Annotated in this window: 17 protein-coding genes; 7 read left to right on the plus strand and 10 right to left on the minus strand. The window is 72.5% G+C overall.

The annotated features are described in order from the left end of the window. Nucleotides 1-4: 4 nt before the first annotated feature. Together ACFYOU_RS10585 and ACFYOU_RS10590 are read right to left on the minus strand one after the other, a co-directional pair. Entirely contained in the window at nucleotides 5-1045 is a 1041-nt protein-coding gene (locus ACFYOU_RS10585; protein ID WP_391304713.1) for a mechanosensitive ion channel domain-containing protein, read from the minus strand. 61 nt (nucleotides 1046-1106) lie between these two features. Beyond that, the gene (locus tag ACFYOU_RS10590) at nucleotides 1107-1712 is read right to left on the minus strand and encodes an ABATE domain-containing protein (RefSeq protein WP_391304715.1); all 606 of its coding nucleotides are present in this window, start codon (nucleotides 1710-1712) and stop codon (nucleotides 1107-1109) included. Between the two features lie 81 nt (nucleotides 1713-1793). On the opposite strand from ACFYOU_RS10590, the gene ACFYOU_RS10595 reads away from it, so the two are divergent. After that, nucleotides 1794-2714 (plus strand): alpha/beta fold hydrolase, encoded by a 921-nt coding sequence (locus ACFYOU_RS10595; protein WP_391304717.1) that lies wholly within the window; start codon nucleotides 1794-1796, stop codon nucleotides 2712-2714. 190 nt (nucleotides 2715-2904) lie between these two features. Further along, nucleotides 2905-3606: a bleomycin resistance protein gene (locus tag ACFYOU_RS10600; protein WP_391304719.1), complete on the plus strand. Its 702-nt coding sequence runs from the start codon at nucleotides 2905-2907 to the stop codon at nucleotides 3604-3606. 284 nt (nucleotides 3607-3890) lie between these two features. On the opposite strand, the gene ACFYOU_RS10605 is transcribed toward ACFYOU_RS10600, so the two are convergent. The 4 genes from ACFYOU_RS10605 to ACFYOU_RS10620 all read right to left on the minus strand — a co-directional run bounded on the left by ACFYOU_RS10605 (nucleotide 3891) and on the right by ACFYOU_RS10620 (nucleotide 7707). Continuing rightward, nucleotides 3891-4283, minus strand: a complete 393-nt coding sequence (locus ACFYOU_RS10605) for a hypothetical protein (RefSeq protein ID WP_391304720.1) — start codon at nucleotides 4281-4283, stop codon at nucleotides 3891-3893. 307 nt (nucleotides 4284-4590) lie between these two features. Then, nucleotides 4591-5409 (minus strand): thioredoxin domain-containing protein, encoded by an 819-nt coding sequence (locus tag ACFYOU_RS10610; protein WP_391304721.1) that lies wholly within the window; start codon nucleotides 5407-5409, stop codon nucleotides 4591-4593. Nucleotides 5410-5530: 121 nt separating this feature from the next. Beyond that, entirely contained in the window at nucleotides 5531-6226 is a 696-nt protein-coding gene (locus ACFYOU_RS10615; RefSeq protein ID WP_385485543.1) for a hypothetical protein, read from the minus strand. Between the two features lie 101 nt (nucleotides 6227-6327). Then, nucleotides 6328-7707 (minus strand): DUF2252 family protein, encoded by a 1380-nt coding sequence (locus tag ACFYOU_RS10620; RefSeq protein WP_391304722.1) that lies wholly within the window; start codon nucleotides 7705-7707, stop codon nucleotides 6328-6330. A 269-nt stretch (nucleotides 7708-7976) separates the two neighbouring features. Here ACFYOU_RS10620 and dnaE point away from each other — a divergent pair, with 269 nt between their 5' ends. Further along, complete coding sequence (gene dnaE, locus ACFYOU_RS10625; RefSeq protein WP_389761468.1) at nucleotides 7977-11516, plus strand: DNA polymerase III subunit alpha; 3540 nt, start codon at nucleotides 7977-7979, stop codon at nucleotides 11514-11516. A 98-nt stretch (nucleotides 11517-11614) separates the two neighbouring features. Here dnaE and ACFYOU_RS10630 read toward each other — a convergent pair whose 3' ends face one another. Beyond that, complete coding sequence (locus ACFYOU_RS10630) at nucleotides 11615-11794, minus strand: hypothetical protein (protein ID WP_387006271.1); 180 nt, start codon at nucleotides 11792-11794, stop codon at nucleotides 11615-11617. 330 nt (nucleotides 11795-12124) lie between these two features. On the opposite strand from ACFYOU_RS10630, the gene ACFYOU_RS10635 reads away from it, so the two are divergent. The 4 genes from ACFYOU_RS10635 to ACFYOU_RS10650 all read left to right on the plus strand — a co-directional run bounded on the left by ACFYOU_RS10635 (nucleotide 12125) and on the right by ACFYOU_RS10650 (nucleotide 16232). Further along, nucleotides 12125-13357 carry an NYN domain-containing protein gene (locus ACFYOU_RS10635; protein WP_391304724.1) on the plus strand — a complete coding sequence of 411 codons (1233 nt, stop codon included), beginning with the start codon at nucleotides 12125-12127 and terminating at the stop codon, nucleotides 13355-13357. Between the two features lie 131 nt (nucleotides 13358-13488). Continuing rightward, nucleotides 13489-14511 carry an ABC transporter ATP-binding protein gene (locus tag ACFYOU_RS10640; protein WP_389761462.1) on the plus strand — a complete coding sequence of 341 codons (1023 nt, stop codon included), beginning with the start codon at nucleotides 13489-13491 and terminating at the stop codon, nucleotides 14509-14511. A gap of 58 nt (nucleotides 14512-14569) precedes the next feature. After that, on the plus strand, nucleotides 14570-15397 hold the full coding sequence (locus ACFYOU_RS10645; protein ID WP_387006264.1) for an ABC transporter permease: 828 nt from the start codon (nucleotides 14570-14572) through the stop codon (nucleotides 15395-15397). Nucleotides 15398-15431: 34 nt separating this feature from the next. Continuing rightward, nucleotides 15432-16232, plus strand: coding sequence for a hypothetical protein (locus ACFYOU_RS10650; protein WP_391304725.1), 801 nt, complete (start codon nucleotides 15432-15434; stop codon nucleotides 16230-16232). A gap of 26 nt (nucleotides 16233-16258) precedes the next feature. On the opposite strand, the gene ybaK is transcribed toward ACFYOU_RS10650, so the two are convergent. From ybaK to ACFYOU_RS10665, 3 genes are read right to left on the minus strand one after another with little or no spacing between them, the layout of a single operon-like run. Next, complete coding sequence (ybaK, locus tag ACFYOU_RS10655) at nucleotides 16259-16756, minus strand: Cys-tRNA(Pro) deacylase (RefSeq protein ID WP_389761457.1); 498 nt, start codon at nucleotides 16754-16756, stop codon at nucleotides 16259-16261. A 40-nt stretch (nucleotides 16757-16796) separates the two neighbouring features. Next, nucleotides 16797-17537, minus strand: coding sequence for an LON peptidase substrate-binding domain-containing protein (locus ACFYOU_RS10660; protein ID WP_385755215.1), 741 nt, complete (start codon nucleotides 17535-17537; stop codon nucleotides 16797-16799). 11 nt (nucleotides 17538-17548) lie between these two features. Continuing rightward, nucleotides 17549-18571: a hypothetical protein gene (locus tag ACFYOU_RS10665; protein ID WP_391304728.1), complete on the minus strand. Its 1023-nt coding sequence runs from the start codon at nucleotides 18569-18571 to the stop codon at nucleotides 17549-17551. Nucleotides 18572-18610 lie beyond the last annotated feature (39 nt).

Here is an 18610-nt window from a genome sequence, read left to right on the forward strand (position 1 = left end):
CCCCCTAGCCGGGGGGCAGGACGGCTGCCGTGGTGTTGATCCGCGGCAGCGCGTAGGGGTGGTGCTCGGCGAGCCAGCTCAGCATCCGCTCGCGGACCGCGACCCGCACCGTCCAGATGTCGTCGGCGTCCTTCGCGGTGACCACGGCGCGCACCTGCATCGTGGTCGGGGTGGTGTCGGTGACGGCTAGGGTGAACTCGCGCCGGTCCCAGGCCGGGCACTGCGCCAGGACCTCGGCCAGTCGCTTGCGCATCGCGTCCACCGGAGCGCTGTGGTCGAGGTGGAAGAAGACGGTGCCGGTCATCTGCACCCCGCCCCGGGACCAGTTCTCGAACGGCTGGCTGGTGAAGTACGAGACGGGCATGGTGATGCGTCGCTCGTCCCAGGTGCGGACGGTGAGGAAGGTCAGCGTGATTTCGTCCACCGTGCCCCACTCGCCGTCCACCACCACCGTGTCGCCGAGCCGCACCATGTCGCCGAAGGCGATCTGGAAACCGGCGAACAGGTTCCCCAGGGTGGACTGCGCGGCGACACCCGCCACGATCCCGAGCACCCCCGCGGAGGCCAGCAGCGAGGTGCCCGCCGTCCGCATCGCGGGGAACGTCAGCAGCATCGCCGCGACGGCGACCACTCCGACCACGGCCGTGACGACCCGCTGGATCAGGGTCACCTGGGTGCGGACCCTGCGCAGTCGCGCGGGGTCGCGGTGCGCGGTGGCGTAGCGGCGGTACGAGGACTCCACGACCGCCGCGGCGACGCGCACCAGCAGCCAGGCCGTGGCCCCGATGAGGACCAGCGACAGCAGCCGTCCCATGCTCGCCGTGTGGTCACCCCAGAGGCCGGCCCGTCGGTACGAGCCCCTGAGCAGGGCCGTGCACAGCACCACCTGGAGGGGGAGTCGGCAGCGGCGCAGGAGTCCCCACAACGGGGCCTCGGGGTGGCGGCGGTCGGCCCGGCGGAGCAGTCGGTCGACGGCCCACCCGAGCAGCAGGGTGAGCACGACGGAACCGCCGAGGACCAGGGCGGGGCGTAGTACGTTCTCCATGCCTGCGCTTGTTACCGGCTCCGACCGGTCGTGAACATCCGATCTCCGGGCGGCGCCCCGCTCACGGTCGGGTGCCGGGCTCCGTCGACGCCGACCGGTCCTCGTCCTGGTGGTGCTTGTGCCGCTGGTAGTGGCGGGCCACCCGGGTGCGGTTGCCGCAGCGCGTGGCCGAGCACCAGCGTCGACGGGGGTTCGCGGCGAGGAACAGCAGCACGCAGTCGGGGGCCTCGCAGACGCGCACCCGCTGGAGGTCGGGGCCGGCGATGAGGGCGGCGGCCGACTCGGCCAACCGGGCGGCGATCCACTGCCCCGGAGTGCCGCCGGTGCGTCGGGTCACCGCGGTGACGGCCGTTCCGTCCCAGGCCAGTCGGAGCGTGCCGGGCGCCGTGCGCTGCGCCCGGTTCAGGGTGGCCAGCGCGGATTCGGGGGGCCGCGCGCCGCTGCGCACCCGTGCGAGGACGGTCGCGGTGGCGTCCCGTACTTCCCGCACCGCTTCCAGGTCCGCGAGCGTCACCTCCGCTCCGTGGCCTTCGGGCAGCCGGTCGGCCTGGAGCGCGAGCCAACTGCGCAGCTGCTCGGCCGTGGTGAGGAGATCGCCGCTGCTCGGCCGGGTGTTGACCAGGTCGAGGGCGAGGGGCTCACCGGTGAACGGTGCCGTATCACTCATGAACCTAATGCTATACCGCCGTGCTTAACCATTAGGTATGGTCAGTGCAGGCTAACGCATCAACTCGCCATGGAGGCATTAGTGAGTGCGCATCCCCCCACCCGTCCGCTCGTCGCGGCGCCGGCCCCGGCGGTCCACCGTCACCTCGACGTCGACGGCGTGCGGGTCTTCTACCGGGAGTCCCTGCCCGAGCGCCCGGACGCCCCGGTCCTCCTCCTGCTGCACGGATTCCCCTCCGCCTCCCACCAGTTCCGGCGGCTGATCGACACCCTCGGCTCCCGGTACCGGCTGATCGCCCCCGACTACCCGGGCTTCGGCCACACCGAGGCGCCCGCCGGCTTCACCTACTCCTTCGACCGGCTCGCCGACGTCATGGAGGGGTTCGTGCAGGGGCTCGGTCTGGACCGGTTCACCCTGTACGTCTTCGACTTCGGCGCGCCCGTCGGGTTCCGGCTCGCGACCCGGCACCCCGAGTGGATCGCGGGACTGGTCGTCCAGAACGGCAATGCGTACGAGGAGGGGCTGTCCGACGCCGCACGGGACTTCATCGCCCTGCGCCCGGAACAGGAAGGCGCCCGGGAGACCGTCCGCGCGCTCTTCACCCTCTCCGGCACGCGCTTCCAGTACGAGTCGGGGACCCGCGATCCGGAGCGGATCGCCCCCGACGGTTGGATCCTCGACCAGTACTTCCTGGATCAGCCCGGGCGCAAGGACGCCCAGGAGGCGCTCGCCTTCGACTACCACACCAACGTCGAGCAGTACGGCCGGTGGCAGGAGTGGCTGCGGACCCACACCCCGCCGGTGTTGATCGTCTGGGGCAGCGATGACCCGTTCTTCCCCGAGCCCGGTGCGCACGCCTACCTCAAGGACGTGCCCGAGGCCGCGCTGCACACCTTCCCCACCGGCCACTTCGCCCTGGAGGAGGACCTCCCCGGGATCGCCCCCCTGATCGCCGACTTCCTCGACTCCCTCTCCGGCCTGCCCGATCTGAACGGGGCGTGATCCGCCGCGGGCGACCGGCTCGCCTCCGGGCCCGTCCATGACCGTCCGCTCCCCGACTTCGCCCGCCAGTCTGCGGGGTCGGGTCGGCGGGTCGCCCCCCGCCCGGTCTGCCCGAAAGTCGGGCGCGCCGGTTCCCGGCGATTTGAAGAAGGCTCATGGACGGCTAGACAAGTTTGACTAGACTGCGGTGATGAGTGAGACGACCCATCCGATCCTTCCCTGTCGGACCCTCCCGCCGGTCCTCGACTTCTACACCGCGCTGGGGTTCGAGGTGACCTTCCGACAGCAGAGCCCCAATCCCTACGCGGTGGTCCGACGCGGCGGTGCGGAGCTGCACTTCTTCGCGATGAAACGGTACGAGCCGACCGAGTCGTACAGCACGTGCTACGTCCGGACCGATGACGTCGACGGACTGCACCGGGCCTTCCGCGCCGGGCTCAAGGCGGCGTACGGCAAGGTCCCGACCCGGGGGCTGCCCCGCATCGGGGCGCTGAGCGACACCTCGCACGGCGTGCGCCAGTTCCTGCTGACCGACCCGGGCGGCAACTGCGTCCGGGTGGGCCAACCCACGGACGGCGACCAGCACCACCGGCCCGCGCCCCGGGAGACCTTCGCGCGGGCCCTGCACCACGCCGGGCTCCTCGCCGGCTCCAAGGAGGACCCGGCGGCCGCCGCCAAGGTCATCGACCGGGTGCTGGACCTGCGGGACGAACGACCCACGCCCGTGCAACTGCTGCGCCTGCTGGTGCTCCGGGCCGACGTCGCGGGCCGACTGGGCGACGCGGAAGGGGCCGCGTCCGTGCTCGCCCGGGCGGCGGCGGTCCCCCTCACCGCACCGGAGCGCGCCCGGGTCGGCGACGACCTGCGGCGGCTGGGGGAGTTGCAGGAGTGACCCGACCGGGGAAGACCGCCGGGGGGGGGGGGGGGGGGGGCCGGCCCCCCCCCCCCCGGGCCCCCCGACCCCCCCCCCCCCCCCCGGCGGGGGGGGCCCCCCCCGGGGCCCCGGGGGCGCCCGCCCCCCGGCGCGGCCGGGGGGGGGGGGGGGGGGGCGGGGGGGGCCCCCCCCGGGGGCCCCCCGGGGGGGGGGGGGGGGCCCCCCCCCCCCCCCACGCCCGGGTTCACCCGTTCCCCGACGTCCGGACCTGGTCCTTCGGGCCCTCGCCGGGAACCGGGGCGCTACGCGACGCCGTGCTCCGTGGCGCAGTACTGCGGAGTGCCGGCGGCCCCGTCCTTCAGACAGATCTGGACGGTGACGCGCTTGCCCGCGGCAATGCTCAGGTCCGTCCGCGCGCACGGGTTGCCGGAACCGTTGGCGTCCTCCAGCGGGATCCAGTAGCTCTGCTGGGGGGTGGACCAACCGATGTGGCCGCTCGCGCGCAGGCCGTCCGACCTGTTGTCGCAGACGGTGAAGATGTCGCCGTTGGAGGCGAATCCCGCGGCTCCGCCGTTGAACGGGTCCGTGGTGTCGACGTAGACGTCCGTGCCCGCCACGGCCGGGCCGGCCGCGAACATCAGTGCGGCGGCTCCGAGGACCAATCCGCCACCCAGGGTCTTCATACGCATGCTCATGGATCCCTCTCGTCGTGGAATCGAGGTGCAGAAGGCTTGCGTGTCATGACTATGTGCGGGGCGCGGAAGCGAACAAGGTCCTTTCCCGACAGGACCGGCCGTGGTGTTGAAAGGTGCAGGTGGGACCGTCGAACGGGGGGCTCGACCCCCGCTCGGCGGTGCCCGTCCCGGGACCCGGGCCCCGGCGAACCGCAAGACGACGGGGCGCTCGGAACGGAGCGCGGACCCAGTCGCGCGCTCCGTCCGGGCGCCCCGGTGAGCCGTACGGGGCGCCCTGCGGGCACCCCGTACGACGGGCGTGCGGACGTCAGCCCTTGAGGGCCTTGTCCAACGCCTTGTTGTACTCCTCCACCGTTCCGGGCGAGCTCTCCGAGCCCTCGGCGGTGACCTTCTTGCCGTCCATCACCAGGGACGGGGTCCCCGTGACGCCGTCCTTGTTCTCGTCGAACGTCTTCGACATCTCCAGCGCCCAGCGGTCGTAGGTGCCGCCCTCGACCGCGTTCTGGAACTCCTTGTTGCCCTTGAGCTCCTTGACGTCGTTCGCCACCTTGATGAGGTACGAGTCCTCCTTGAAGGAGTCCTTCGACTCCTCGGGGTGGTGCTTCTTCGAGTACAGCTGCTCCTTGTAGTCCATGAACGCCTCGGGGCTGACGTTCAGGGCGGCGCCGAGCGCGCTCAGCGCGTTGCGCGAGCCCTCACCCATGATCCGCTCGTCGAGGAAGGAGGCGCCTATGAACTGGACCTTGTACTTGCCGTCCGCGACGTCCTGCTTGATGGTCGACCCGAGGGTCTGCTCGAAGCCCGCGCAGGCCGGGCAGCGCGGGTCCTCGTACAGCTTCAGGGTCTTCTTGGCCGAGTCCTTGCCGATGACGACGGTGGTGCCGTTCTCGCCGCTGGAGTTCGCCGGCTTGACCAGCTTGGCCTTGGCCGCCTTCTCCCAGTACTCGGGCTTGTTGGCCTCCATGACCAGGTAGCCGGCGCCGGCGGCGACCGCGAGCACGCCGACGATCGAGGCGCCCACGATCATCTGGCGCCGCGTCCTGTCCCGCTTGGCCTGCTTCTCGCGCTCGATCCGCAGCCGCTCGCGGGCCGCCGTCTTCGCCGCCTGGCTGTTCCTCTTGCTCATGGGGGAGATCTCCGTGTGATGACGTCTCCGCGCGCGGCGGAGTACGGGATGGGAAGTGGGGTTGCCGGATCGCCCGGCGGGTCCGTCGTGACGGGGACCGGTCAGCCGCGGGGGCGACCGGTCAGCCGAGGAGCAGGGCGGGGGGAGGGCCCCTGCGGACCACCGAGTGCGCCCACAGCCGAGGGCGGACGATCACGCCGGGGAAGGCCGGGGCGGCGACCGGCGGATGTCCGGTCCCCCGGTGGGCGCACACCGCGGCGACCGCGAGCAACAGCGGTCGGAAGGTGCTGACGGCCACCGTGCGCAGCAGCCGCGCCAACGCCCGCTCGCCGCGCCACAGCCAGACCGAGGCCAGCAGCCCGATGCCCAGGTGCGCGGCGAGCAGCAGCCAGGCGGTGCCGGGGGTGGTGTGGACGAGCAGGTCCGCCGCGCGTCCCCGCTCGCCGGCCACCACGGCCGCCGCCAGCGGGGTGCCGACCTCCGTACCCGCGCACAGCACGTCCAGGCCCACCGAGCGCAGCGGACCGGTGACGGGACCGCCGGCCGGGCCGTAGCAGGTGTGCTGCCCGACGGTGAACACGGTGTCCGCGACGAGTTCCAGCGGCACCAGCAGCGCGGCGATGGGGCCGAAGCCGCGTTCCCGTCGTCCTGCCAGGGCGTAGGCGAGGAGGAAGACGACGACGGTGACGCAGACGGTCGTCGACAGGGGCAGCGGCACCCCGGACAGCAGCACGTGCGACGCGGTCGACAGCGTCACGGTCAGTGCCGTGAACAGTGCCGCGCGCACGGCTCTGAGCGGGGTACCGGGTATGTCCATCGCCCAGGAGTCTCCCATGGCCGGGGGTAAGAGAGCACTAAAGGGTTGCTGTGCGTGCTGCGGGGCGGGTGATCCGCTGCGGCGGGCCCGCCCCGGCGGGCCTACAGGCCGGGGATCCGGCCGTTGCGGAACAGGTCGACGAAGGTCTGGTGGTCGTGGCGGGCCCGCGCCCCGTAGTGGTGCGCGAAGTCGACCAGCAGCTGCGCGAAGCCGTCCTCGTCCGCGGCGATGGCGGCGTCGATGGCCCGCTCGGTGGAGAACGGCACCAGCTCCGAGTGCCCGCTCTCGTCGTCCGCCGCCGCGTGCATCGTGGCCGTCGCCCGGCCGAGGTCGGCGACCACCGCGGTGATCTCGTCCAGGTCGTCGATGTCCGACCAGTCGAGGTCCACCGCGTACGGCGACACCTCGGCGACCAGCTGGCCGGCGCCGTCCAGCTCGGTCCAGCCCAGCCACGGGTCCGCGTGCGCCTGGAGGGCACGCTGCGAGATCACGGTGCGGTGCCCCTCGTGCTGCCAGTACTCCCGGATCGCCCGGTCCGTGACGTGCCGGGACACGGCGGGGGTCTGGGCCTGCTTGAGGTAGATGACGACGTCGTTCTCCAGGGCGTCGCTGTTGCCCTCCAGGAGGATGTTGTACGAGGGCAGGCCCGCCGAGCCGATCCCGACGCCCCGCCGGCCGACCACGTCCTTCACCCGGTACGAGTCGGGCCGGGTCAGGGAGGACTCGGGGAGCGTCTCCAGATAGCCGTCGAAGGCCGCGAGGACCTTGTACCGGGTGGCCGCGTCCAGCTCGATGGAGCCGCCGCCGGGGGCGAAGCGGCGCTCGAAGTCACGGATCTCCGTCATCGAGTCGAGCAGCGAGAACCGGGTCAGCGAGCGGGCGGTGCGCAGCGCGCCCAGCAGCGGGCCCTCGGCGGTGTCCAGGCTGAACGGGGGCACCTCCTCGCCCGGTGTCCCGCTCGCGAGGGTGTGGATGCGCTCCCGGTAGGCGTCCGCGTACGTCCGCACCAGGCCGGAGATCTGGTCGTCGCTCAGCGCCTTCGCGTAGCCGATCAGTGCGACGGAGGCCGCGAAGCGCTTGAGGTCCCAGGTGAAGGGCCCGACGTACGCCTCGTCGAAGTCGTTGACGTTGAAGATCAGCCGGCCCTGGGAGTCCATGTAGGTGCCGAAGTTCTCGGCGTGCAGGTCGCCGTGGATCCACACCCGGGAGGTCCGCTCGTCCAGGTACGGGCCGCCGGTGGGGCCCGGGGTGCCCGGCGCCGCCACGCCGGCGCCCTCCGCGGCGAGGTCCCGGTAGAAGAGGCAGGCCGTGCCGCGGTAGAAGGCGAAGGCGGAGGCGGCCATCTTGCGGAACTTCACCCGGAACGCCGCGGGGTCGGCGGCCAGCAGCTCGCCGAAGGCGGAGTCGAAGACGCTGAGGATCTCCTCAGCCCGCTGCCCGGCGCTGGGCCGCTGGACCGGGGGTACGGACAGAACCGACATATGAGGGTGCCTCCTGCTGCGGAACATCACGGATCCGGGGGTGCCGTGCACGGACGTCGTCGCCGGCGCGCACGGTGCCCCTCCCTCCCAACGTCCGGGCCCGCCGCCGAGTGCCCGAACGGACGTTCCCGCGTCACCCGTGAGAAGGGCGGTCCGCCCGTCGGGTGGTTCCGCCCGCCGCCGTCGCGGGGGACGGGCCGGGCCGTCGGACGTAGACTTCCACGCTGTCCCCCCAGACCGTCGCCGACCCTTCCGCTGGAGGCCGCTCCGTGTCGAAACCGCCGTTCACGCACCTGCACGTCCACACCCAGTACTCGCTGCTGGACGGTGCCGCGCGGTTGAAGGACATGTTCAACGCCTGCGGTGAGATGGGCATGACCCACATCGCCATGACCGACCACGGCAACCTGCACGGGGCGTACGACTTCTTCCACCAGGCGACGAAGGCGGGCATCACCCCGATCCTCGGGATCGAGGCGTACGTGGCGCCGGAGTCCCGGCGCAACAAGCGCAAGATCCAGTGGGGCCAGCCGCACCAGAAGCGGGACGACGTGTCCGGTTCGGGTGGTTACACCCACAAGACGATCTGGGCGTCGAACGCGACGGGACTGCACAACCTCTTCCGGCTGTCCTCGGACGCGTACGCCGAGGGGTGGCTCCAGAAGTGGCCGCGGATGGACCGGGAGACCATCGCCCAGTGGTCGGAGGGGCTGATCGCCTCCACCGGCTGTCCCTCGGGCGAACTCCAGACGCGACTGCGGCTCGGCCAGTTCGACGAGGCGCTCAAGGCCGCCTCCGACTACCAGGACATCTTCGGCAAGGGCCGGTACTTCCTGGAGCTGATGGACCACGGCATCGAGATCGAGCGGCGGGTGCGCGACGGGCTGCTGGAGATCGGCAAGAAGCTGGGCATCCCCCCGATCGTCACCAACGACTCGCACTACACGTACGCGTCGGAGTCGGTGGCGCACGACGCGCTGCTGTGCATCCAGACCGGCAAGAACCTCTCCGACCCGGACCGGTTCCGGTTCGACGGCACCGGCTACTACCTGAAGTCGACGGAGGAGATGTACGCCATCGACTCCTCCGACGCCTGGCAGGAGGGGTGCCGCAACACGCTGCTGGTGGCGGAGCAGGTCGACACCGAAGGCATGTTCGGCAAGCGCGACCTGATGCCGAAGTTCGACATCCCCGAGGGTTACACCGAGGTCTCCTGGTTCCGCGAGGAGACCATGCGCGGCATGGAGCGCCGCTTCCCGGGGGGCATCCCGGACGACCGGATCAAGCAGGTCGAGTACGAGATGGACACGATCATCTCGATGGGCTTCCCGGGGTACTTCCTCGTGGTCGCCGACTTCATCATGTGGGCCAAGAACCAGGGCATCGCGGTGGGCCCCGGCCGGGGCTCCGCGGCCGGCTCGATCGTCGCGTACGCGCTCGGCATCACCGACCTCGACCCGATCCCGCACGGTCTGATCTTCGAGCGCTTCCTCAACCCCGAGCGCATCTCCATGCCCGACGTCGACATCGACTTCGACGAGCGCAGGCGCGTCGAGGTGATCCGGTACGTGACGGAGAAGTACGGCGCCGACAAGGTCGCCATGATCGGCACCTACGGCACCATCAAGGCCAAGAACGCGATCAAGGACTCCGCGCGCGTCCTCGGCTACCCGTACGCCATGGGCGACCGCATCACCAAGGCCATGCCCGCCGACGTCCTCGGCAAGGGCATCCCGCTGTCCGGCATCATCGACCCCACCCACCCGCGCTACTCGGAGGCGGGCGAGGTGCGGGGGATGTACGAGAACGAGCCGGACGTCAAGAAGGTCATCGACACCGCGCGCGGCGTGGAGGGCCTGGTCCGGCAGATGGGCGTGCACGCCGCCGGCGTGATCATGTCCAGCGAGCGGATCACCGACCACGTGCCGGTCTGGGTGCGCCACTCCGACCAGGTCACCATCACCCAGTGGGACTACCCGAGTTGTGAGTCGCTCGGCCTGCTGAAGATGGACTTCCTCGGGCTGCGCAACCTGACGATCATGGACGACGCCGTCAAGATGGTGAAGTCCAACAAGGACGTCGACATCGACCTCCTGGGACTGCCGCTGGACGACCCGAAGACCTTCGAACTCCTCCAGCGCGGCGACACCCTCGGCGTCTTCCAGTTCGACGGCGGACCCATGCGGTCCCTGCTGCGGCTGATGAAGCCCGACAACTTCGAAGACATCTCCGCCGTGTCCGCCCTGTACCGGCCGGGCCCGATGGGCATGAACTCGCACACGAACTACGCCCTGCGCAAGAACGGCCAGCAGGAGATCACGCCCATCCACAAGGAGCTGGAAGAGCCCCTGAAGGAGGTCCTGGACGTCACCTACGGCCTGATCGTCTACCAGGAGCAGGTGCAGAAGGCCGCCCAGATCGTCGCCGGCTACTCGCTCGGCGAGGCCGACATCCTGCGCCGGGTGATGGGCAAGAAGAAGCCGGAGGAGCTGGAGAAGAACTTCGCGATCTTCCAGGCCGGCGCCCGGCGCAACGAGTACAGCGACGAGGCCATCCAGTCCCTGTGGGACGTGCTGGTGCCGTTCGCCGGGTACGCGTTCAACAAGGCCCACTCGGCGGCGTACGGACTGGTCTCGTACTGGACGGCGTACCTCAAGGCGAACTACCCGGCCGAGTACATGGCGGGGCTGCTCACCTCGGTCAAGGACGACAAGGACAAGTCGGCCGTCTACCTCAACGAGTGCCGCCGGATGGGCATCAAGGTGCTGCCGCCCAACGTCAACGAGTCGATGGCGAACTTCGCCGCGCAGGGTGACGACGTGATCCTCTTCGGGCTCTCCGCGGTGCGCAACGTCGGCACGAACGTCGTGGACTCGATCATCCGCAGCCGCAAGGCCAAGGGCAAGTACGGGTCGTTCCCCGACTACCTGGACAAGGTCGAGGCGGTCGTCTGCAACAAGCGCACCACCGAGTCCCTGATCAAGGCCGGCGCCTTCGACACCATGGGGCACACCCGCAAGGGCCTCACCGCCCAGTACGAGCCCATGATCGACAACGTCGTCCAGGTGAAGCGCAAGGAGGCCGAGGGGCAGTTCGACCTCTTCGGCGGGATGGGTGACGAGGCCGCCGACGAGCCGGGCTTCGGGCTGGACGTGGAGTTCTCGCCCGACGAGTGGGAGAAGACGTACCTGCTGGCCCAGGAGCGCGAGATGCTCGGCCTCTACGTCTCCGACCACCCCCTGTTCGGCATCGAGCACGTCCTGTCGGACAAGGCGGACGCCTCCATCTCCCAGCTCACCGGCGGGGAACACGCGGACGGTGCGGTCGTCACCATCGGCGGGATCATCTCCGGCCTCCAGCGCAAGATGACCAAGCAGGGCAACGCCTGGGCCATCGCCACCGTGGAGGACCTGGCCGGCTCCATCGAGTGCATGTTCTTCCCGGCCACCTACCAACTGGTGTCCACGCAGCTGGTCGAGGACGCCGTGGTCTTCGTCAAGGGCCGGCTCGACAAGCGGGAGGACGTGCCCCGGCTGGTCGCGATGGAGCTGATGGTCCCCGACCTGTCGAACGCGGGCACCGACGCCGCCGTGGTGATCACCATCCCGGCGGTGAAGGTCACCCCGCCGATGATCAGCCGCCTCGGGGAGATCCTCGGGCACCACAAGGGCAACAGCGAGGTGCGGATCAGGTTGGAGGGCCCCCGCAAGACCACCGTCCTGCGGCTGGACCGGCACCGGGTGCAGCCCGACCCGGCGCTCTTCGGCGACCTGAAGGTGCTGCTCGGCCCGTCCTGCCTGGCCGGCTGAGTTCCGCACCCCCGTGCGGGGGGTGAACGAGCGAGAGGGGCGCGCCCGACCGGGCGCGCCCCTCTCCGTCGTCGTACGGCGTGCGGTCGTACGACGGATCAGTTGTGGCCGAAGCGCTTCTGGCGCCCCTTGCGCGCCACGTCGCCGGGAGTGACCTGGGACTGGCGCTGGTCGGTCTGGGACTCTAGGGAGGACCGCTGGGCTTCCTGGGTGCCCTGCTCGGCCGCCGAGGAACGGTGCTGTTGGCCGCCGTGCTTGCGGTTCTTGTTCTTGGCCATGGTGATCTGCCTCCTGTAGGGGGATCTGGGGGCCAGAGCCGGGACCAGATTCACATAAGCCGACAAGTCGCGCATGTCGGAGATTTACCCTGAGTAGTGGCGGCCGGCGGGGCGCCCCGGGTGAATCCGCCACGCCGAAGATCGAGTTCGGGCCGTTAACCCCCCGTCGGTCGGGCAGACTCGAAGCAAGCCTGAGGAAACCCGACGAGCGCCCGCGTCGGGGAGGGGGCCCGGTGGCCCAGCGGCTCAGCGGCCCCACCACCCTGAAGGGGCGCTTTCAGACATCCCGTTGCTCGTCGCAGGGACAGTTCAGGAAAGAGGGTGGGTCACGTGGAACGCTGTGTCGTCCTGGTGGACGCCGGGTACCTGCTGGGAGCCGCCGCGAGTCTCCTCGCCGGAGAACCGTCGCGGTCCCGCATCACCGTCGACCACGCCGCCCTGATCCAGGGGCTCCGCGAACGCGCCGAGCGGGACACCGAACGCCCGCTGCTGCGGATCTACTGGTTCGACGGCGCCCCCGACCGCGTACCGCAACCCGACCACCGCAGACTGCGCGTGATGCCCCGGGTCACGGTCCGCCTCGGCGCCCTGACCCGCAGCGACGGCCGGTGGGCGCAGAAGGGCGTCGACGCCGCCATGCACGCCGAGCTGACCGAACTGGCCCGCAACCGGGCGTGCTCCGACGTCGTCCTCGTCACCGGCGACGGCGATCTGCTGCCCGGCATGATGGCCGCCAAGGAGCACGGGGTCGCCGTCCACCTGTGGGCGGTCCAGGCCGCCGACGGCGACTACAACCAGTCCGAGGACCTGGTGGCCGAGGCCGACGAGCGCCGCGTCCTCGACCGCGCCTGGATCACCCGGGCCGTACGCGCCAAGGACGGCACCGGAGCCTGCGCCCCGCCGCCGGTGCCGCGGCCGGAGATCGCCGCGATCCTCTCCGCCCCGCTGCCCGACGCACCCCTGCCCGCGCCCCCGCTGCCCGGGCCGGTCGCCGCCCCGACCGCCGACCACGTGGCCGCTCCCCGGCACGAGGCGCCGGCCCACCACGAGAACGGCACCGCGGAACGCGCCAAGACCGTGCCCACCCCCAAGGACCTCGCCGCGCTGCGCGGCCCGGCCGCACCCTCCGTGCCCGGCGGGGCCACCGGGGCCACCCTGCGCTGGTCCTCCGACAAGGGCTGGGTGGACCGCCCCGGCACCGCCGAACCCCCCGAGCTCGCCACCCTGCCCACCCTCGCCCAGCTCACCAGCGCCGAACAGCGCTGGGCGGACCGCGAGGAGGACATCACCACGGTCGGCGGCGACCCCTACGAGGTCGGCCAGGTCTTCGCCCGCCGCTGGATGGGCCGACTGCCCGAGCCCGCCGTCCTCGAACGCCTCTCCGTGCTCTACCCCAGGGTCCCGCACCGCATCGACGGGGAACTCCTGCGCTACGCCGCCCGCTTCGGTCTCCTCGCCCACAAGGACGACCAGATCGACGAGAACGACCGGTACGCGATCCGGGCCGGCTTCTGGCGCGAGGTCGACCTGCGGACCGCCGAACACGCCCCCGCCGGGGAGTGACCCCCCGCCCCGCCGGACCGGAACCGGGGCCCTGACGCCCCCGGGGCGGGCGGGCCCGTCGGCCCGTCCCCGGCGGGCTTGCCCACCCCGGGGACCCACCGTGCCCCCCGCACCCCGTAGGCTCCATCCTCGTGAGTACGCGCCCCGCACACCCTGACCACCTCGGTGACGTGGTGTGCGCGGTGCGTGACCTGGTGAAGACGTACCGGGCCACCCGGGGCCGCCGCGGCGCCCCCGGCACCCCGGAGGTGCGGGCCACCGACCACGTGCGCCTCGACATCCGACGCGGCGAGATCTTCGGGCTGCTCGGCCCGAACGGCGCCGGGAAGTCCACCCTGGTGCGCCAGCTCACCGGACTGATGCGGCCGGACTCCGGCAGCGTGGAGATCCTCGGCCACGACATCGTGCGCCACCCCGACCGGGCCGCCCGCATCCTCGCCTACCTCGGCCAGGAGTCCAGCGCCCTCGACGAGCTGACCGTCTCCCTCGCCGCGGAGACCACGGCCCGGCTGCGCGGCCTCGACGCCGCCGCGGCCCGCGCCGAGCGGGACGCCGTCCTCGACGAACTGGGCCTCACCCCGCTCGCGTCCCGCCCGATCGCCAAGCTCTCCGGCGGACAGCGGCGGCTCGCCTGCGTCGCGGCGGCGCTGGTCGGCGAGCGGCCCCTGCTGGTGCTGGACGAACCCACCACCGCCATGGACCCCATCGCGCGGCGCGCCGTGTGGGCCGCGATCGACCGGCGCCGCGCCGGGTACGGCACCACCGTCCTGCTGGTCACCCACAACGTCATCGAGGCGGAGACCGTCCTCGACCGGGTCGCCGTGCTCGACCGGGGGCGGGTGATCGCCTGTGACACGCCCGGCGGGCTGAAGGAACGCCTCGCGGGGGAGGTGCGGGTGGAACTCGTGTGGCGCGAGCGCGCCCCGCTCGACATCCCGGAGGTCGCCGCGCTGCGGTCCTCCGCCACCGAATCCGGTCGCCGCTGGGTGCTGCGGCTCGCCCCCGACGAGGCGCGGGCCGCCGTCGCCGCGGTCACCGGAGGCGCGGCCTTCGCCGCCCTCGACGACTTCACGCTGGCGACCCCCAGCCTGGAGGACGTCTATCTGGCCCTGGGCGGCACCGACACCGAAGCGACGGGCCTGGTGAAGGCATGACCCACCGACCACCCACGGACGCCCTGCCGCACGCTGCCAGGAACAGGAGCCTCACCCCGTGACCGTCGTACCCGCCGAGGTGCTCTCCCACCGTCGCAGTGAGCCCGCGCGTCCCGCGAGCCGTCCGGTCCCCGCGCCCCTGGCGCCGCGCGCCCGACTGCTGCCCGCGCTCGTCGCCGTCTACCGCGCCCAGCTCTCCCGGGCGCGGGTCGCCCGCATCCCGCTGCTGTTCGTCGCCACCTTCCAGTCCGTCGGGATCATGGTCCTGATGCGGGGGGTCGTCGACGGCGGCGAGGAGGCGCGGGCGGTCGTCGCCGGGTCCAGCGTCCTGGTGGTCGCGTTCGTCGCGCTCAACCTGCTCGCCCAGTACTTCGGCCGGCTGCGGGCGGACGGCGGACTCGACCACTACGCCACGCTGCCCGTGCCGCCCGCCGCGGTGGTCCTCGGGGCCGCCGCCGCGTACGCCTCCTTCACGGTCCCCGGCACCTTCGTCACCGCCGCCGTGGGCTGCGTCCTGTTCCAACTCCCGTTCACCCACCTGTGGGTGCTGTTGGCGGTGATCCCGCTGGCGGGGGCCGCCCTCGCCGGGCTCGGCGCCGCCCTGGGGCTCCTCGCGCCCCGCCCGGAACTGGCCACCCTGCTCGGTCAACTGGGCATGTCCGCCGCGCTGCTGCTCGGGGTGCTGCCGCCCGAGCGACTGCCGCTGGCGGTCCAGTACGGGCGCGATCTGCTGCCCTCCACCTACGGCGTGGAGGCGTTCGCGCGGACGTTCGCGCCGCACCCCGACTGGGGGGTCATCGGGCTGCACCTCGCGGTCTGCGCCGGGGTCGGCGTCATCTCGCTCGCCGTGGCGACCTGGGCGTACCGGCGGGCCGCCGTCCGATGACGCGGGTGGTGCGCCGGGCTGGCACGATGTCAGGGTGACCACACCGTCAACGCCGCCTACGCCGCCGCAGCCGCAGCCACCCCACGACCAGCCGCCCGCCGAGGGCGGCTGGGGCACTCCGCCCTCCGGCCCCCCCTCGGCGGGGCCCGGGGAGTCCGGTGAGGGGACGGAGCCGGGGCTGCGGGAAGAACTCCGCGAGGCCGCCGTGATCACGGTCGCGGTCGCCGCCGCGGGCGTCCTGCTGGGGCTGCTGTGGCTGTGGCTGGCGCCCCGGGTGCCGCTCGTCTCGGACGCCGACGCCGTCTACCTCGGGGACACCGAGGGGGAACAGGCCATCGGCATCGACGGAACGTTCACCCTGCTCGCGATCGGGTTCGGCGCGCTCAGCGCCCTCGCGGTGTTCCTGTGGCGCAAGCGCGGCGGCATCCCGCTGGTCGTCGCCCTGGCCGTCGGCAGTCTGCTCGGCGGGCTGCTGGCGTGGCGGCTCGGCGTGTGGCTCGGCCCGACCGAGGACGTGGTCGCGCACGCGAAGGAGGTAGGCAAGGGCGTCACCTTCGACGCGCCGCTGAAGCTGGAGGCCCTGGGCACCCTGTTGGTGTGGCCGGTCACCGCCCTGCTGCTGCACCTGTGCCTGACCGCCCTGTTCGCCCCCCGCGACCCCGACCCGTACGACCTGCCGCTCGCCCACGGTCCCGGGCCCTGGGACCAGACGCCCGCGGCCGGTGGGCCGACCGGCTCCGGAGTCGACGGTCCGGCGCGGGACCCGTACGCGCCTCCGCCGCAGGACGGTGGTCCTGCGTACGACGACGGGCGCGGTCCGGGACCGTCCCGCTAGCGACCGTGCCGCTGCGGGACCACGGGTCAGGTCCGGCCGATGGACGCCAGCGCCGCGCCGGTGAGGGCCACCAGGTCCGCGGGGGCCAGCTCGACCTCCAGACCCCGACGGCCCGCGGACACGCAGATCGTGGCGTGCTCCCCGGCCGAGGCGTCGAGGACGGTGCGCAGCCGCTTGCGCTGCCCGAGCGGCGAGATCCCGCCCCGGACGTACCCGGTGACGCGTTCCGCCGCCGCGGGGTCCGCCATCGCGGCCTTCTTGCCCCCGACCGCGGTGGCGAGCGCCTTCAGGTCCAGGCTCCCGGCGACCGGGACCACCGCGACCGTGAGTTCGCCGTCCACGTCGGCGACGAGGGTCTTGAACACCCGATCGGGTGAGACGCCCATGGCCTGTGCCGCCTCCTCGCCGTACGAGGGATGGGCGGGATCGTGGGCGTAGGCGTGGACGGTGAACGCCGTGCCGGCCGCCGTCAGGGCCACGGTCGCGGGCGTACCGCCCGTCTGCTGCTTCTGCTTCTTCGCCATCGGGACGCTCGGGCTCCTCGTTCGCCTCGGCCGGTGCGGGTCAGTTCAGGCTGGTGGGGGCACGGGTGAGGTCCACCGCCGGCACGGAGGGCAGGGTGCGGATGATCGCGGTCTCGCCGCGCAACAGCCGCAGCTCGTCCCGGAGCCGGGACGCGGTGTCCGGCGCCTGGAGCAGCCGCTGTTTGGTCGGGGTGTCCAGCACCATCGCCGCGGCGACCAGGTACGAGACGACCGACGGTTCGTCGGGCAGCTCCCCGTTGGTGGCCAGCGACCGCTCACGGGCCCCCGCCAGCCGCTTCTGGTAGGCCCTGAAGGCCCGCAGCACCCCTTCGGCCAGGGCGCCCGCCTCGTCCCCGGGTTCCTCGGCCAGCTCCTCCACCTCGGCCGTCAGATAGGGCCCGGACGCGTCGACCGAGTGCAGCCGCACCCGGGTGGTCCCGGTGGCGAGCACCTCGAACCCGCCGTCGGGGCGCTCCCGCAGGGTCGCCGCGTCGGCGATGCAGCCCGTGCCGTGGAACGCCTTCAACGGGTCGTCGCCGAAGCCCGCGGCGGGACCGCGCTCGGGCAACGCGGTCGGGTCGGGGAGACCCGGTGCGCTGGGGGCCACCTCGTGGCCGTCCCGGATCGCCACGATCACGAAGCGCCGGGGTTCGTCGTCGGGGGTCTTCAGCAGATCGCGCATCAGGGCGCGATAGCGCTCCTCGAAGACGTTCAGGGGCACGACGAGCCCCGGGAACAGCACCGAGTTGAGCGGGAACAGCGGCAGCCGGACGGTGGTCACGACGTGCAAGCCTAGTGGTCGCCGGGGAGTGCCGGGCTCCGGCGGGCACGCAGCGGGGTCGAGGCGGCCACCTCGATCCGGACCCCGTCCCGCAACTCCAGGAACTGTCCGAGCGGATCGTCCGAGAACCGGTCCCACGGGAACGAGGTGGCGTACGGGCCGGTCCGCCGCAGTTGCTCCAGCGCCTCGGACCAGCGTTCCAGGCGCACCAGCACGCAGATCAGGATGTTGCGCACCTCCGCCGGCCAGGGGTCGGCGGGCGCATGGCGGGCGGACAGGCGCACGGCCCGGTCCACGGCGGCGTCGAGCCGGTGCCGGGGCACGGCGCCGGGACCGGTGCGGGTGGTCAGATGGCCGAAGACCGCCCGGACCGGCAGGGCCTGGACGAGGGAGTCCGGCAGTGCGTCGTGCGCGGCGCGCTCCGCGAAGTCGAAGCACTGTCCGTGTCCGGCTTCGCCCCCGGTGGCGGCCAGGAAGCGCAGGGCGGCCACATGGCAGCCGTAGTGGTGCGGGGAGCGGCGCACCGCCTCGCCCCACAGCGCTGCGAAGCGGGCTTGCGGATCGGTGCCGCCGCGGGCGTGGTCGAGGGCCACCCGCCAGGGCACCGGATCGCGCGGGTCGCCCTCGGCGGCGGCCGTGACCAGCGCGGCGAGCGCGTGGAGCCGTTCGGCGCGGGCGGGGGCCGCCCCCGCCCAGGCGTCGGCCACCGCCTGCTCGGCGGTGAGCAGCCGGAGGTCGGGGTCGTGCGGGGCGGCGTCGCGCCAGCGGGCGAGCCACTCGGGTCGGGGCCCGGCGAAGGCCGCGAGGCGGGTGACGTAGCGGTCGCGGTCCTCCCACTCGGCGCCCTCGCGGGTGGCGGCGAGCAGATCGGCGGCGGGGCGGTGCTCACCGCGTCCCGCGGCCACCAGCGCGGGGCCCAGCCGGTGGTCCGGAACGTCGAGCAGGACCTCATCGTCGGCGGGGAGTCCCGCAGCGAGCGAGGAGGTGTGTCGGGCCATCCGGGCGGTACGGATGAGGGCACGCAGCAGAGCCATGGTCCGAACCATTGAAAACCGCAGGTCGGACGGGGCGCC

Origin of the sequence: Streptomyces sp. NPDC005955 (genome assembly GCF_042871255.1) — a bacterium.
GTDB lineage: Bacteria > Actinomycetota > Actinomycetes > Streptomycetales > Streptomycetaceae > Streptomyces.

Bases quoted from the DNA above. Each gene is read 5' to 3' on its own strand.
- ACFYOU_RS10630 (WP_387006271.1), bottom strand. From the start codon at position 11,794: ATGGCCAAGAACAAGAACCGCAAGCACGGCGGCCAACAGCACCGTTCC.
- ybaK (WP_389761457.1), bottom strand. From the start codon at position 16,756: ATGGCGAAGAAGCAGAAGCAGCAGACGGGCGGTACGCCCGCGACCGTG.
- ACFYOU_RS10600 (WP_391304719.1), top strand. From the start codon at position 2,905: ATGAGTGAGACGACCCATCCGATCCTTCCCTGTCGGACCCTCCCGCCG.
- ACFYOU_RS10620 (WP_391304722.1), bottom strand. From the start codon at position 7,707: ATGTCGGTTCTGTCCGTACCCCCGGTCCAGCGGCCCAGCGCCGGGCAG.
- ACFYOU_RS10610 (WP_391304721.1), bottom strand. From the start codon at position 5,409: ATGAGCAAGAGGAACAGCCAGGCGGCGAAGACGGCGGCCCGCGAGCGG.
- ACFYOU_RS10665 (WP_391304728.1), bottom strand. From the start codon at position 18,571: ATGGCTCTGCTGCGTGCCCTCATCCGTACCGCCCGGATGGCCCGACAC.
- ACFYOU_RS10585 (WP_391304713.1), bottom strand. From the start codon at position 1,045: ATGGAGAACGTACTACGCCCCGCCCTGGTCCTCGGCGGTTCCGTCGTG.
- ACFYOU_RS10590 (WP_391304715.1), bottom strand. From the start codon at position 1,712: ATGAGTGATACGGCACCGTTCACCGGTGAGCCCCTCGCCCTCGACCTG.
- ACFYOU_RS10615 (WP_385485543.1), bottom strand. From the start codon at position 6,226: ATGGACATACCCGGTACCCCGCTCAGAGCCGTGCGCGCGGCACTGTTC.
- ACFYOU_RS10605 (WP_391304720.1), bottom strand. From the start codon at position 4,283: ATGAGCATGCGTATGAAGACCCTGGGTGGCGGATTGGTCCTCGGAGCC.